The organism is Arthrobacter sp. UYCu712 (assembly GCF_040547005.1).
Taxonomy (GTDB): Bacteria; Actinomycetota; Actinomycetes; order Actinomycetales; family Micrococcaceae; genus Arthrobacter.
The window spans coordinates 109,188-122,274 of record NZ_JBEPOZ010000004.1 but is presented as its reverse complement, the minus strand read 5'-3'; the positions used below and the strand labels follow the sequence as shown (position 1 = coordinate 122,274).

The 13,087-nt window shown below is 69.3% G+C and carries 13 protein-coding genes and 1 pseudogene; 11 read left to right on the top strand and 3 right to left on the bottom strand.

The annotated features are described in order from the left end of the window. The first annotated feature begins 1 nt into the window (after position 1). The 8 genes from ABIB51_RS05895 to ABIB51_RS05860 are packed head-to-tail and all read left to right on the top strand — an operon-like array spanning position 2 to position 7,059. On the top strand, positions 2–928 hold the full coding sequence (locus ABIB51_RS05895; protein ID WP_354186400.1) for an XdhC family protein: 927 nt from the start codon (positions 2–4) through the stop codon (positions 926–928). Next, positions 912–1,559 (top strand): nucleotidyltransferase family protein, encoded by a 648-nt coding sequence (locus ABIB51_RS05890; RefSeq protein ID WP_354186398.1) that lies wholly within the window; start codon positions 912–914, stop codon positions 1,557–1,559. The genes ABIB51_RS05895 and ABIB51_RS05890 overlap by 17 nt, the downstream gene beginning before the upstream one ends. Continuing rightward, the gene (locus ABIB51_RS05885; RefSeq protein ID WP_354186396.1) at positions 1,556–2,479 is read left to right on the top strand and encodes an AAA family ATPase; all 924 of its coding nucleotides are present in this window, start codon (positions 1,556–1,558) and stop codon (positions 2,477–2,479) included. Before ABIB51_RS05890 ends, ABIB51_RS05885 begins: the two co-directional genes overlap by 4 nt. Continuing rightward, positions 2,472–3,725, top strand: a complete 1,254-nt coding sequence (locus tag ABIB51_RS05880; RefSeq protein ID WP_354186394.1) for a vWA domain-containing protein — start codon at positions 2,472–2,474, stop codon at positions 3,723–3,725. The genes ABIB51_RS05885 and ABIB51_RS05880 overlap by 8 nt, the downstream gene beginning before the upstream one ends. Beyond that, on the top strand, positions 3,725–4,555 hold the full coding sequence (locus tag ABIB51_RS05875; protein ID WP_354186392.1) for an SRPBCC family protein: 831 nt from the start codon (positions 3,725–3,727) through the stop codon (positions 4,553–4,555). The genes ABIB51_RS05880 and ABIB51_RS05875 overlap by 1 nt, the downstream gene beginning before the upstream one ends. Then, a complete protein-coding gene (locus ABIB51_RS05870; protein WP_354186390.1) occupies positions 4,548–5,675 on the top strand; it encodes an XdhC family protein in 1,128 nt (375 codons plus the stop codon). Before ABIB51_RS05875 ends, ABIB51_RS05870 begins: the two co-directional genes overlap by 8 nt. A gap of 34 nt (positions 5,676–5,709) precedes the next feature. Further along, positions 5,710–6,378: a DUF5134 domain-containing protein gene (locus ABIB51_RS05865; protein ID WP_354186388.1), complete on the top strand. Its 669-nt coding sequence runs from the start codon at positions 5,710–5,712 to the stop codon at positions 6,376–6,378. A 60-nt stretch (positions 6,379–6,438) separates the two neighbouring features. Next, complete coding sequence (locus ABIB51_RS05860; protein WP_354186386.1) at positions 6,439–7,059, top strand: L-threonylcarbamoyladenylate synthase; 621 nt, start codon at positions 6,439–6,441, stop codon at positions 7,057–7,059. A 26-nt stretch (positions 7,060–7,085) separates the two neighbouring features. On the opposite strand, the gene ABIB51_RS05855 is transcribed toward ABIB51_RS05860, so the two are convergent. Beyond that, entirely contained in the window at positions 7,086–7,382 is a 297-nt protein-coding gene (locus tag ABIB51_RS05855) for a hypothetical protein (protein ID WP_354186384.1), read from the bottom strand. Positions 7,383–7,613: 231 nt separating this feature from the next. Between ABIB51_RS05855 and ABIB51_RS05850 the strand changes: the two genes are divergently transcribed. Then, positions 7,614–8,204 carry a dihydrofolate reductase family protein gene (locus ABIB51_RS05850; protein WP_354186382.1) on the top strand — a complete coding sequence of 197 codons (591 nt, stop codon included), beginning with the start codon at positions 7,614–7,616 and terminating at the stop codon, positions 8,202–8,204. A 554-nt stretch (positions 8,205–8,758) separates the two neighbouring features. After that, positions 8,759–8,935 carry a hypothetical protein gene (locus tag ABIB51_RS05845; protein ID WP_354186380.1) on the top strand — a complete coding sequence of 59 codons (177 nt, stop codon included), beginning with the start codon at positions 8,759–8,761 and terminating at the stop codon, positions 8,933–8,935. A gap of 69 nt (positions 8,936–9,004) precedes the next feature. On the opposite strand, the gene ABIB51_RS05840 is transcribed toward ABIB51_RS05845, so the two are convergent. Together ABIB51_RS05840 and ABIB51_RS05835 are read right to left on the bottom strand one after the other, a co-directional pair. Continuing rightward, positions 9,005–10,624 (bottom strand): ABC transporter permease, encoded by a 1,620-nt coding sequence (locus ABIB51_RS05840; protein ID WP_354186378.1) that lies wholly within the window; start codon positions 10,622–10,624, stop codon positions 9,005–9,007. After that, entirely contained in the window at positions 10,624–11,538 is a 915-nt protein-coding gene (locus ABIB51_RS05835) for an ABC transporter ATP-binding protein (protein WP_354186376.1), read from the bottom strand. The genes ABIB51_RS05840 and ABIB51_RS05835 overlap by 1 nt, the downstream gene beginning before the upstream one ends. 562 nt (positions 11,539–12,100) lie before the next feature. Between ABIB51_RS05835 and ABIB51_RS05830 the strand changes: the two are divergent. Continuing rightward, positions 12,101–13,051: pseudogene (locus ABIB51_RS05830) on the top strand (potassium transporter TrkG); the annotation flags it as partial. Positions 13,052–13,087 lie beyond the last annotated feature (36 nt).

Here is a 13,087-nt window from a genome sequence, read left to right as displayed (position 1 = left end):
CATGACGCCGATAGCGGATTCCCTTGCGGCCACGGCGAATGACCTGGCCTCCCGCCGTGAGCCGTTCGTGCAAGCCACGGTGGTCCGCGCGCAGCGGCCCACCAGTGCCCATGCCGGGGATACGGCCCTCGTGCTGCCCAGCGGAGAGATCCGGGGCTTTGTCGGCGGAAACTGCGTGGAGTCCTCGGTCCGGGAGTACAGCCTCCAGGTCCTGGCCTCCGAGGAGCCGCTCTTGCTGCGGGTGGTCCAGGGCGAACCGTCCCGCAGCGCGGAGGAGGGCGCCGTCGAGGTCTCCAACCCCTGCCTCAGCGGCGGCGCCATCGAGATCTTCCTGCAGCCAAGGATCCCGGCGCCCCGGGTCCTGGTGGTCGGCACGACGCCGGTGGCCCAGGCCCTGGAGACACTCGGCGCCGCCGTGGGCCTGGCTGTGGAACTCACCGACGGGGAATCCGCCCGGCCGCGCGCCGACGATGCGGCGCTGATAGTCGCTTCGCACGGCAAAGCCGAGGAAGTCGCGCTAGAGGCGGCCCTGCGCGCGGGAGTGCTGTACGTCGCACTGGTGGCCAGCGGGACGCGCGGCGCCGCGGTGCTGGAATCCCTCGACGTCGACCCGGGGCAGCGCTCGCGGGTCTTCACCCCGGCCGGCCTGCAGCTTGGCGCCCGCACGCCCGGCGAGATCGCGCTGTCGATCCTGGCACAGCTCATCCAGGAGCGGGCGAAGCCCCGGCACGGCGGGGACCCGGCCCTGGCCACGCCACCGGCGGCTGATGCTCCGGCGACGGCGATCGACCCGGTCTGCGGCATGACGGTCGCTGCCGTGGAATCCTCGCTGCACGTCGAGCACAACGGTGTCACCGTGTACTTCTGTTCGCCGGGCTGCCGGGCGGCCTTCCGCAAAGATCCGGAGCGTTATGCCCGCACTCCCTGAGCCCCCGCCCGCCCCTGCTATGACCGCGGGGGTCATCCTGGCGGCCGGAGCGTCCCGGCGGCTGGGCCGGCCCAAGCAGCTGTTGCCGTACGGCGGCGGCGTGCTGCTGGACGCCGTGCTGGCCACGGCCCGGGAGTGCGGGTTCGACCAGACCGTCGTGGCGTTGGGAGGCTCGGCGGCGGAGGTGCAGCGCACCGTCGACACCGCAGGCGCCGAGGTCGTGCTCAACCCGGACTTCGGGGCGGGCTGTTCCTCGTCGATTGCCGCCGCCATGGCCGGACTCCATCCGGAGACCGACGCCGTGGTCCTCCTGCTCGGGGACCAGCCGGGTGTCCGCGCCGCCACCGTCCGGGCAGTGCTGGCGGCACTGGGCGGGCAGCCGGCAGAGACCCCGCGGCGCGCGGGCATCGCGGTGTGCCACTACGACGACGGGATCGGCCACCCTCTGGCGTTCGCGAGGCGCTTCTTCCCGGAGCTTTCGGCCCTGCATGGAGACAAGGCGGTCTGGAAGCTGCTGGAGCAGCGGGCCGACGACGTCGTCGAGGTCGCCATGCCCGGCGCCGTCCCGCTGGACGTCGACACGGAAGAGGACTACCGCCGGATCCTGGCGGAGCTGGAAGGTCCGCGGTGAACACCGCGGCCCGCACCGGGGCGGAGGAGGACGTGCGGCGCAGGGTGCCCGATGTCCCCGCGCTCATGCGGGCGCTCGACCGCACTGACTACCTGGCCGACGTCGGGCTGGCCACGGCGCTGTTCCTCGCGGTCCGGCTGCCGCAGCCCATCCTGCTGGAGGGTGAGGCCGGGGTGGGCAAGACGGAGGCGGCGAAGGCGCTGGCCGGGCTGCTGGACACCCCGTTGTACCGGCTGCAGTGCTACGAGGGGATCGACGCCGGCGAAGCCCTCTATGAGTGGAACCACCAGCGGCAGCTCCTCGGGATTCGGCTGGCCGAAGTCCGGGACGCCGCCGTCACCGAAGCTGACCTCTTCAGCCCGGAGTACCTGCTGCGGCGTCCGCTGCTGCAGGCAATCGAGCACCCCGGGCCGCGGCCCGCGGTGCTTCTGCTGGACGAGATCGACCGCGCCGACGCCGAGTTCGAGGCCTTCACCTTTGAACTGCTGGCCGAGGCCGCCGTCACCATCCCGGAGCTCGGGACCATCCGGGCTACGCATCCGCCGATCGTGATCCTGACTTCCAACCGGACCAGGGACCTGCACGACGCCCTCACCCGCCGCTGCCTGTACCACTGGATCGACTACCCGGGACCGGGACGGATCGCGGAAATCGTCCGCCGCCGGGTACCGGCCAGCAGCGGCCCCCTGGCGCTGCAGGCCGCGGCGGCGGTCACGAAGCTGCGCACCCTGGACCTCGCCAAACCGCCGGGGATCTCGGAGGCGATCGACTGGGTTTCCGCGCTCGCCGTTCTCGGCATCGAACGCATTGACGCCGCGACCGCGGAACAGACCTGGGGCTCCATCGTCAAGAACCGTGACGACCTGGAGCTGGTCGGGGCGCGCGGGGCGGACTGGCTCGTGGACGGCACCGATGGCTGAGTCCCCGGCCCTCCCCATGGTGGAGGCAGCCGCCCTGTCCGCCGCCTTCATCACCGCCCTCCGCCGGGCAGGGCTCCCGTGTTCCCCGGACCGCGCGGTGCGGCTGGCTGAATCGCTCAAGCTGATCCCGCCGGGCGACGTCGAGAGCCTTTACTGGACATCCCGGGTGGTGCTCGTATCCACGCGTGCGCAGCTCCCGGTGTTCGACGCCGTCTTCACCGCCGTCTTCCGGCGCGGCTTCGACCCCGCCGCGCCACTTACAACAGCAAGGGACGCACAGCCCGCACCGCCGACGGGCGGCACCGAACAACCCCTTACCCGGCCCTCTCCCGCCGACGGGCGGGCTGCCCGGCCCGCGCCGGACAGTCCGCAACACCCTCCCGGCGTTGCCACGGAAGGCAGTAACCGGACCGGCGGGCACGAGCCTGCCGGCCGGGAGGCTGTACTGGCCATGGCCTCCACCGAGGAACACCTGCACGGAATGTCGTTCGCGGAACTCTCCGCCGGGGAGGTCCAGGACATCAGGAAACTGGCATCCCGGTTGCTCCTGTCCACCCCGACGCGGCTGAGCCGCCGCACCCGCAAGTCCGCCCGCACCAGCGCCCGGCTGGATGTCCGCGCCACGGTCCGGGCCACCCGGCGCTCCGGCTCCGAAACCAGCCGGCTGCTTTTTGCCCGACGCCGGGAGCAACGGCGCAAGCTGGTGCTGCTCTGCGACGTCTCCGGCTCGATGGAGCCGTTCGCGCGGATCTTCGTCCCGTTGCTGCAGGGCGCAGTGTCCACGGCCGGTGCCGAAGCCTTTGTGTTCTCGACCCGCCTCACCCGGCTGACCCGGCAGCTCGCGCTGCGCGATCCTGACGAGGCGCTGGCCCGGGCCGCCGCGACGGCCCCCGATTGGGCCGGGGGCACCCGGATCGCCGACAGCCTCCGCCGCTTCGTCGACGAACACGGCCGCCGCGGCCTGGCCCGCGGCGCCGTCGTGGTGATCTTCTCGGACGGCTGGGCCCAGGAGGACCCCGTCCAGGTCGCCGTCCAGATGGCCCGGCTGCGGAGGCTCGCGAACCGGATCGTGTGGGTCAACCCGCGCAAAGCGGCCCCGGGGTACCGGCCGCTGGCGGGCGGAATGGCAGCTGCCCTGCCGTACTGCGACGCCTTCGTCAGCGGACACAGCTACACGGCCTTGACAGAGTTGGCGGCCGCAATCCGCGGCGACGGCCGGACACCACCCGGAGGAAGGACAGGCTAATGCAGATCGACGGCACGTTCTCGGTAGTCGCACCGATAGACAAGGTGTGGGACACCCTGATGGACTTCGAGCGGGTGGCCGGATGCCTGCCCGGCGCCAGGATCCTGAACAAACTCTCGGACGACGCCTACCAGGTCGGCATGGCGGTCAAACTGGGCCCGGTGACCATGCAGTACAAAGGCCTGCTGACCGTCGTCGAGCGCGATGCGGCCGGGCACCGCGCGGTGCTCGGCGGAAAGGCGCAGGAGACGCGCGGGCAGGGCACCGCCGAAGCCTCGGTGACCCTGACCCTCTCCGGCGAGCCACGCGGCACCACCCGCGGCACAGTCAGCGCCGACCTCGCGCTCTCCGGCAAGGCGGCCGCGATGGGCAAGGGCGTGATCGGCAGCGTTACCGAACAGATGATGGCCCTCTTCGCCAGGAATCTGCAGGCGATGCTTACCGCGCCGGAGACGCCCGCCCCGGCCGGAGAGCGGGCCGCCGGAGCCCCGGCCGGAGGGCCGGCCGCCGTCGGGGTTCCGGAACCGGTGCCCGCAGCCGACGCCGTGGCGGCAAGGGTTGACGGGACGGCCGCTCCGGCGCCCTCCGCGGAACTTCCCGGCCTTCCCCCGGGCACCCTTCCGCCGGCCCCCGCAGCGGCCGGCGCGCCGGCAGGCGGCAGCCTGGACGCGTTCACCCTCGCGAAAGGCTTCGCTGCGGACCAGCTCTCCCGCCCCGGCAGCACCCTTGCGTTGCTCGCCGTCGTTGCGTGCATCGCCTATTGGGCCGGCCGGCGGTCGGCGTTCCGGATGATCCGGCTGTACGGGGGGCTGAACTCGGCCCGTGCGTGACGTCTTAGCAGCCATGATGCCTGGCTGGCAGAAGGGACAGAATGCCGGCCTGGCCACGGTCGTGAGCACGTTCAAGTCCGCACCGCGCCTCCCGGGGGCGTCCATGCTGGTCACCGCCGCGGGGGAAGCGGTCGGCTCCGTCTCGGGTGGCTGCGTCGAGGGTGCCGTGTACGAGCTCGCCACCCAGGTCAAGGAGGATGGAACGCCGGTCCTGGTGCGCTACGGCGTCAGCGACGACGACGCCTACGCCGTCGGCCTGACCTGCGGCGGGATCATCGACATCTTTGTCGAACCGGTGTCGCGGCAGAGCTTCGCCGAACTCGACACGGTGCGGCTGGACATCGCCGAGCAACGGCGGGTGGGCGTCGCCACGGTGATCGAGCACCCGGACATCGGCCGGCTGGGCCGGCACCTCGTTGTCCGTCCGCATGGCTTTGGCGGTGACCTCGGTTCCGAACGGGCCAACCACGCCGTCGGCGATGACACCCAGGGCCTGCTGGCCGCCGGCCGCTCGGGCATCCTGACCTACGGCCTCGACGGCGAACGGCTGGACACCGGCATGCGGGTGTTCTTCGCAAGCTACGCCCCGCCGCCGCGGATGCTGGTCTTCGGAGCGATCGACTTCGCCGCTGCCCTTGCCCGGCTGGGAGCGTTCCTGGGCTACCGTGTCACCGTGTGCGATGCCCGGGCTGTCTTCGCCACCCCCGCCCGCTTCCCCGACGCGGCAGAAGTGGTCAACGCCTGGCCGCACCGCTACCTGGCCGAGCAGCTTGAGCACGGGCTGGTGGACGAAAGGACCGTTATCTGCGTCCTCACGCATGACCCGAAGTTCGACATCCCGCTGCTGGACGTCGCCCTGCGCGCCCGCCCGGTCGCTTTCATCGGGGCCATGGGGTCCCGGCGGACCCACGCGGACCGGATCGGCCGGCTACGCGCGGCGGGACTCGACGACGCCGCGATGTCCCGGCTGCACAGCCCGGTCGGACTGGATCTCGGTGCCCGGACACCCGAGGAGACTGCCGTGTCGATTGCTGCCGAGATCATCGCGAAGCAGTGGAGCGGCAGCGGGGAGCCGCTGCACCGGCTCGATGAGCGGATCCACCACGACGAGCAGCACTGACCGGAAGGCGGGCGGGCAATGGTGAGGGGCGGACATGATTGCGAACGATGCCCTGCGCTGGGCGCTGACGGCACTGCTGCTGGCGGCGGCCGTGTACTCGGCGTTGCGCTCCGCACGGTATCGGGTATGGCCCGGGCGGATCGACTACGGGCTGCATGCCCTGATGATGACCGCCATAGTGGTCATGCTGGTTCCCGGTGTCCAGCGGCCGGTGCTGCAACAATTGCTGCTCTTCGTCTTTGCCGCCTGGTGGTTTGTCCTCCGGGCCAGATCCCTGCGCCCGGAGCCCCGGTCCGCGCCGGTCGGCGGTCCGCGGGGTGGTGCCGCCGGCCGCGGCAGGCTGCTCTATAACGCGCTGGCCATGGCGGCCATGGCGTCCATGCTGGCCGCCATGGACTTCCGCGTCGCCCAAGGGTGGGCGGCTGCTCCGGCCGCGGCCGGCGGACTGTCCCCGGCTGCGCACCACGTCCCGGCGGCCGCCTCCGGGCTGCAGCCGGCGGGCACGGGGCCGGGCTGGTCGAGCCGGCCGGCATTGTTCCTCGCCATCGCCTTCGGGGCCGCAGCCGTGCTCTGGGCTGCCCTCCTGTTCCGGCGGATCCGACGGCGGCCGGCCAGCGGCGACGGCGACGGCGACGGCGACGTGTGCCTCGACCTCGTCGGCGCCGCGTCGATGGCCGTCATGTTCGCGGCCGTCGCGGCCTGACGAAAGGGAACCGGGCCGCGCCGGCGCCATCCGGGCCGCCGTCGCGAGTAAGCTCGTGCCATGGCGAGATACTTCGATGTTCACCCCGAGAACCCCCAGGCCCGCTCCATTCAGCAGGCGGTCGAGATCGTGCGTTCCGGCGGCCTGATCGCCTATCCGACCGACTCCTGCTACGCCCTCGGCGCGCAGCTGGGGAACAAGGATGCCCTGGACCGGATCCGGACCATTCGTCAGCTGAACGACAAGCACCACTTCACCCTGGTCTGCAAGGACTTCGCGCAGCTGGGCCAGTTGGTGCAGATCGACAATGACGTGTTCCGCACTATCAAGGCGGTCACGCCGGGCAGCTATACCTTCATCCTGCCCGCCACGAAAGAGGTTCCGCGGCGGCTGTTGCACCCGAAGAAGAAGACCGTGGGTGTGCGTATCCCGGATAACCGGGTGGTCCAGGCCTTGCTGTCCGAGCTCGGCGAACCCCTGCTGTCCAGCACGCTGCTGCTGCCGGACGAGGAAGATCCGCTCACCCAGGGCTGGGAAATCAAGGAACGGCTGGACCACGTGGTAGATGCCGTGATCGACTCCGGAGACTGCGGCGCCGAGCCGACGACGGTCATCGACTACTCGAGCGGCGTCGCGGAGATCGTACGGCGCGGTATGGGCGATCCGTCCCGGTTCGAATAGGACGCCCCCCATACGGGCGCCGGGGCCTAGGCCGGGGCGTCGTCCGGGGTCCGGTTGCGCAGCCAGCGGCGGATGAGATCGGTCGCTGCGAGCAGCCCCGCGATCGGTGACAGCACCGTGGCGGCATACACGAACAACAGCCAGCTGATCGTCGTCAGCAGCGTCTGGCCCGCGCTCAGCAGCGAGAGGCCACCCAAAAGCCCCAGGGTCCAGAAGAGGACCACGCCGAAAAGCACCGCGCCGGCCGGGAAGTACTCATTGCTGACGACTCGTTTTGCCGCAACGAAGTACTGGTGCGCTGCGACGTCTTTCAAGGTTTTCATGGACCCTCCTCAGGCCTGGCGGTGGGGTAAATGTGCCGGGGCTATTCCAAGTATGCGGCCGCCTGCGCCGGGACTTTCGCCGAAAACCGGACACGTGACCAAACTAACCTCCGGGCGCCTCGGTGCCGCTGGCTGGCGGAGCATCTACTCAGCGAATAGCTCTCCGAAATCGACGACAACTTCTGGACGCGCAGCCGGTTCCGAACCGCCCGGTGGTGGCATGATGGGCGCATGAGCCGCGTCACGTGCGACCTGACCATCTCCCTCGACGGCTTCGCTGCCGGCCCGAACCAGAGCCTGGCGGAGCCCCTGGGCGACGGCGGAGAACTCCTGCACAGGTGGCAGTTCGAAGAACCCGAATCCAACGCGGCCGCGCTCGAAGGCATCCTCGCGGCCGGCGCCTACATCATGGGACGGAACATGTTCGCGGGGACCGGGACGTGGGATGAGGCATGGCGGGGATGGTGGGGTGAGGAACCGCCCTATCACGCACCAGTGCTCGTGCTCACCCAGAATCCACGCGAGCCCCTGGAGATGCAGGGCGGCACCACTTTCAACTTCGTGGCCGACGGGATTGAATCGGCGCTGGCCCAGGCGCGGAAGGCTGCTGGCAGCAAGGACGTGGCCATAGCCGGAGGAGCGCAGACCGTCCGCCAATACCTTTCGGCGGGGCTGATCGACGAGTTGCGGCTCCACATCGCGCCCGTCGTCCTGGGAGCAGGCGAGCGGCTGCTCGACGGCGTCGCGAAACTCAAGCTTGAGCCGACGGAAGTGAGCGGCACCCGCCTCGTCACCCACGTGCGCTACCGGGTAATCCACTGAAACGCTGAGCCTCAATCGTCGGACGCCGCTCAGCGGACGTTGCCCGCGGCGCTGTCGACGGTTGTCCGCTGCCCGGTGCTGATCAGCGGCGTCGCATCAGGAACGCCGACGACGGCGGGGATGAAGGCACTCCCGTGTTGCTTCGCGGGTACGCCCGCACGGCGGAAGCTTGATCCAACGGGTATAGGCTCCGCAAACGTTGGAACCCTAATGGACGCCACCGGTTGGAGAAGGACATGCATGCGGCAGTAGCTGTTTGGGCCACTCTGGTCACTGCGCCGGGTCGACTTCATCATTATTGCCGCTGACGGAGTTTCAAAGATCCTTGGGATACTGCTTGATCCAGTTGGAGTCATCGGGTTCATCCAGGCCAAATGACGCCAGAATAGATAGGCTCACGTGCCGATGCCAGCACGCACGGCGCCCGCTATCGCCGATCACGACACCTCGCCTGGGCGACGGAGGCATGTTTCGTCAACGATCTGCAGCAGTCCCGACCCGATCGTGCCTCATGCCGCCGGCTGGTCCAATCCCGGACCCCCTGCCCGACCTTGGTGGCCGCGTCACGCCTGGATGCCGGTGTCGCTTTCGCCCACGCGGAGGACTACGCGGAGACCATCCCCGGGGCCGTGCTCGTCGAACTGTCAGCGCCCAGCCATCTGTTTTGGCTCGGACCGGCACGCGAAGAAGCCCAAGCAGCCGTCAGTGCCTTCATGGCATCCCGTGCCTGAATATCTCCTTTGACTTCGGAGCAGCAGGTGCTTTGATCCGGCGGTGGGAAATTTCGCACACGTTGAATTTCACCCGGTCAGGTCCCGCCGTTGGATGGAGTAGGCGGCCAGGCCGGCCAGGGCGGCCGCGGTAACGGCCAGGCCCAGCGCCCCGGCCGGGTCGAAGGGCTCAACGGGCATGGCTGAGGAGTGCCGGAACGGGCTCAGATCCTGGAGCCACTCCGGCAGGCCGAGCAGCTCGCCGAATTCGCCCAGGACAAGTCCGGCCGCCAGCATCCCCCACCCCAGCGGGATGCTGAGCCGCGGTGTGGCGGCGAAGACCACGGAGGCCGCGGCGAGGAAGACCAGGGCGGCGGGAACGTGCGCCATCGCTGCCGGCACCAAGGACCCTGCAGGTCCGTTAGAGGTGCCCGTGAGTCCCAGGCCGATGGCGGCAGCAGTGCCGGCCGTTCCGGAGACAACGACCGCGGAGACGGCGGCGATAACCAGGTTCGCGCCAAGCCACCGGGCCCGGGACACCGGCGCGGCCAGAAGGAGTTCGGCCCTGCCCTCGGCCTCTTCTGCGCGCATCCGCAGCACCGCCTGAATGCCTGCAGCCGCTGCGAACACCCCGGCCACGCCCAGCAGCGCCGTGATGAATACGTCGATCAGCCCGGCCTGGCCCCCCGGCACGAGCCGGGCAATGAGTTCCTTCAACGGCGCGACACTGGACACGGTCTGGCTAACCAGGGGGCCGAGAGCGCCGGCCACGGCGCCCAGGGCCGCGGCGCCGACGCACCATCCGGCCAGGGTGGAGCGTTGCAGGCGCCAGGCCAGGCCCACGAACGATGTGCCCCCGACTCCTGCGCGCTCCCTGCCCTCGCGCTGGGGCCAAAGGCTGGCGCCCACATCCCGCCGTTGCCGGATCAGCCGTGCAGCTGCTGCCAGGCCCAGCGCGGCAGCGAGAAGGACCACCAGCGCGAACAGGTCCGGGCTGGTGAACGGCCGTGCCCGCTGGCCCCAGCCGATGGGCGACAGCAGCGACGGCCACGCACTGGCCACGTGCAGGAGGTCCGTCGCCGGGGTGCCCAGGGCGTCCCCGACCCCCCGGAGCAGATACGCAACGCCGACCAGGCCTGCAGCGGCACCATTCGTGCTCCTGCCCGAGGGCAGAACCTGGGCAACGACCGCGCCGACACCCACAAAGAACGCACCGGCAGCACCAACGGCGGCCCCGGCCACCGCGGAGCCGGGAACCGGCAGCCCGGCCGCGACGAAACCGGCAGCAACGCACACGGCCAGGAGCAGGTTCGCGACAGCGCCCAGCAGGAGCGTCGCCGCCAGCGACGCTGCCCGCGGGAGCGGAACCGAGCCAAGGAGTTCAGCCCGTCCGAGCTCTTCATCGGTGCGGGTGTGTCGCACCACCAGGAAGGTGCTCATCAGTCCTGCCAGGACCGCCGTAAACGCGTAGCCCTGGAAGAACACGACCGCCCCGGCGCCGGTGCCGTCGGGCAGACCGCGAACGAAGAGGAAAGCCGGGTTCGATGCTGCCAGGGTCAGGATCGCGGTCTGCGCGGCCTCGTCACCGAACTGGGTGGCGACCGCGCTGGAGGTCGCGAAGCCGAGCAGAGCGATGCCCAAGATCCAGGCCGGCAGCGTCACCCGGTCCCTGCGGGCCTGGAACAGCGCCAGTTCCACCACGCCGGGCATCACTTCACCTCACTGCCGTTACGAGAACTGTAGTGGCGCAGGAACAAGGACTCCAGGGACGGCGGTGCGACCGTGAGTCCGCTGATCCCTGGCTCGGCGATGCCGGCCAGGACAGCACCGAGGTCGGCGGCATCGGCGTCGAACTCGGCGGCGGCGCCGTCGACGCTGATCCCGTGCGTGCCGGGCAACGCCGCCAGCCGTGCCGGCTCGGCCAGCCCGGTGACCCGAAAATGCGTGCGTTTCAGGTGCCGGAGTTCACCGAGGGTCCCGGTCTCGACGACGATTCCGGAACGGATGATGGTGATCCGGTCACAGAGCTGTTCGACCTCGCTGAGAATGTGGCTGGAGAGCAGGACGGTCGCCCCGTCCTTGCTGGCACGTTCGATTTGGCGGCGGAACACGGCATCCATCACCGGATCCAGGCCGGCGCTGGGTTCATCCAGCAGATACAGCCGGGCAGGGCGGGCGAACGCCGCGATCAGGGCGACTTTCTGCCGGTTGCCTTTCGAGTAGGTGCGGGCCTTCTTCCGCGGGTCGAACTCGAACTCTTCGATGAGCTCCCGGCGCAGATTCCCATCGGCGCCGCCGCGCAGGCCGGTGAGCAGATCGATGACTTCCCCGCCTGTAAGGTTCGGCCACAGGCTCACATCCCCCGGGACGTAAGCGATGTCCCGATGGGTGGCCACAGGATCGGCCCAAGGATCCAGGCCGAAGACCCGGGCCGTACCGGTGGTGGGGCGGATCAGCCCCAGAAGCACCCTCAGGGTGGTGGATTTGCCCGCACCGTTGGGGCCCAGAAAGCCGTGGATTTCACCGGCGGCGACGCTCAGGTTCAGACCGTCCAGTGCCCGTGTCCTGCCGAAATCCTTTACAAGACCTAGGGTCTCGATGACAGGTTGTAATGCTGCATTCATGAGCCGTCTGCTCCTCAGGTCATCACCCGAACGCCCGAGGCGGTCGCCGGGGCGTTCCGCGGGCATCGCCCACGGGCCGACCAGGCTTCCCGGCTCTCCGATCCACAGCATACAAGCACCCGAACGGGCCAGGAAGACCAGCACATTCTTCCCGTCCCGGAGGTATGCGCAACGCGTGAGGCAGAGCGGGCAAGGTGTGCAGCCCTCCGGGAAGCGGAGGCGTTAAGGATTCGTAAATACTGCCCCGCGGGACGCCGTGCGCCGGATTTCCGGTGTTACGCTCCGTGATGTTCTCGGCAGTCCCGCCGGGTCACGGACCGGTACAGACGGGGCGGGCCGACGAAGGGAAAGGACCATCCGATGCCGGCACCTCAGAGGGTTTACCCAGGGGGCGGACTCGCCGGAGCGCCCCGTTCCAGTGCCCTTTTCTCTCACCGGGACGACCGCCGCTGCTACCTCATGATGAATGTCGCGGGCGCTGCCGTAGTGGCGTTCACCCTGATCGCCAGGCTCTCCCGAGGCTGAAGATCCGCAATGCCGCCCCTCGAATGGCGGCCGGCGAATGCAGCCGCGGATCAAAGCCCAAGGCGACAGAATCGGGCGAGGGCTGCTGCACCCCGTCCGTTCGGTGCCCCTGGCGTTCCTCGCCGTGATCCTCCTGGGCTCCGGACTCCTGATGCTGCCCGCCGCGCGGACTACAGCGGAGGCAGACCCCGTACTCCCGGCACTGTTCACAGCCGTCTCGGCTGTCTGCGTCGCAGGCCTGATCACCGTCGACACCCCAACGTTCTGGACTCCTTTCGGACATGCCGTGATCCTCGGGCTGATTCAAGTCGGCGGATTCGGCATCATGTCATTGGCGACCTTGCTGGCGCTGCTCGTGCGCAAAAACATCGGGCTCCGGGGCCAGCTCGTCGCACAATCCGAAACACACACCCTGAACTTCGGCGACGTCCTAACGGTCCGCTTCTGGTTTGCCTACGACGACAATCCAGGTACAGCGCTCTGGCACGGGACGTTTCACGCTGTTTCAGCGTTCAACAACGCCGGCTTCGCCCTCTACACCGACAATCTGATCAGTTTCGCCGACGACCCTTGGATCATCGTCCTGGTCTGCCTGGCAGTGGTCGCCGGAGGCCTCGGTTTCCCCGTGCTCATCGCCCTGCTCAATGGCGGTGTCAGGATGAAAGACTGGACCGTCCACCTTCGCCTGACCATCTTCGGCACCATGCTGCTCCTCGCCGTCGGGTTCGCGCTCTTTGGCGCCTTTGAATGGAACCGGGATGAGACCCTGGGTCCCATGTCGTTGGGCGGGAAACTCCTCCCGACCTTGGCCGGGAGTGTCTTCCCGCGCACAGCTGGCTTCAACAGCATCGATTACGCCACTGCATCCCCTGAGACGCTCATGATCACCAATATTCTGATGTTCATCGGCGGTGGCAGCGCAGGCACCGCAGGCGGCATCAAGATCACCACGTTCCTGGTCCTTGGGTTTGCGATCTGGAACGAGATCCGTGGCCGCGACCACGTCACCATCGCCCACCGCTCC

What these genes read in the sequence shown, in the direction of transcription:
- ABIB51_RS05895 (WP_354186400.1), top strand. Translation starts at nt 2, where the DNA reads ATGACGCCGATAGCGGATTCCCTTGCGGCCACGGCGAATGACCTGGCC.
- ABIB51_RS05890 (WP_354186398.1), top strand. Translation starts at nt 912, where the DNA reads ATGCCCGCACTCCCTGAGCCCCCGCCCGCCCCTGCTATGACCGCGGGG.
- ABIB51_RS05880 (WP_354186394.1), top strand. Translation starts at nt 2,472, where the DNA reads ATGGCTGAGTCCCCGGCCCTCCCCATGGTGGAGGCAGCCGCCCTGTCC.
- ABIB51_RS05875 (WP_354186392.1), top strand. Translation starts at nt 3,725, where the DNA reads ATGCAGATCGACGGCACGTTCTCGGTAGTCGCACCGATAGACAAGGTG.
- ABIB51_RS05865 (WP_354186388.1), top strand. Translation starts at nt 5,710, where the DNA reads ATGATTGCGAACGATGCCCTGCGCTGGGCGCTGACGGCACTGCTGCTG.
- ABIB51_RS05860 (WP_354186386.1), top strand. Translation starts at nt 6,439, where the DNA reads ATGGCGAGATACTTCGATGTTCACCCCGAGAACCCCCAGGCCCGCTCC.
- ABIB51_RS05855 (WP_354186384.1), bottom strand. Translation starts at nt 7,382, where the DNA reads ATGAAAACCTTGAAAGACGTCGCAGCGCACCAGTACTTCGTTGCGGCA.
- ABIB51_RS05850 (WP_354186382.1), top strand. Translation starts at nt 7,614, where the DNA reads ATGAGCCGCGTCACGTGCGACCTGACCATCTCCCTCGACGGCTTCGCT.
- ABIB51_RS05840 (WP_354186378.1), bottom strand. Translation starts at nt 10,624, where the DNA reads ATGCCCGGCGTGGTGGAACTGGCGCTGTTCCAGGCCCGCAGGGACCGG.
- ABIB51_RS05835 (WP_354186376.1), bottom strand. Translation starts at nt 11,538, where the DNA reads ATGAATGCAGCATTACAACCTGTCATCGAGACCCTAGGTCTTGTAAAG.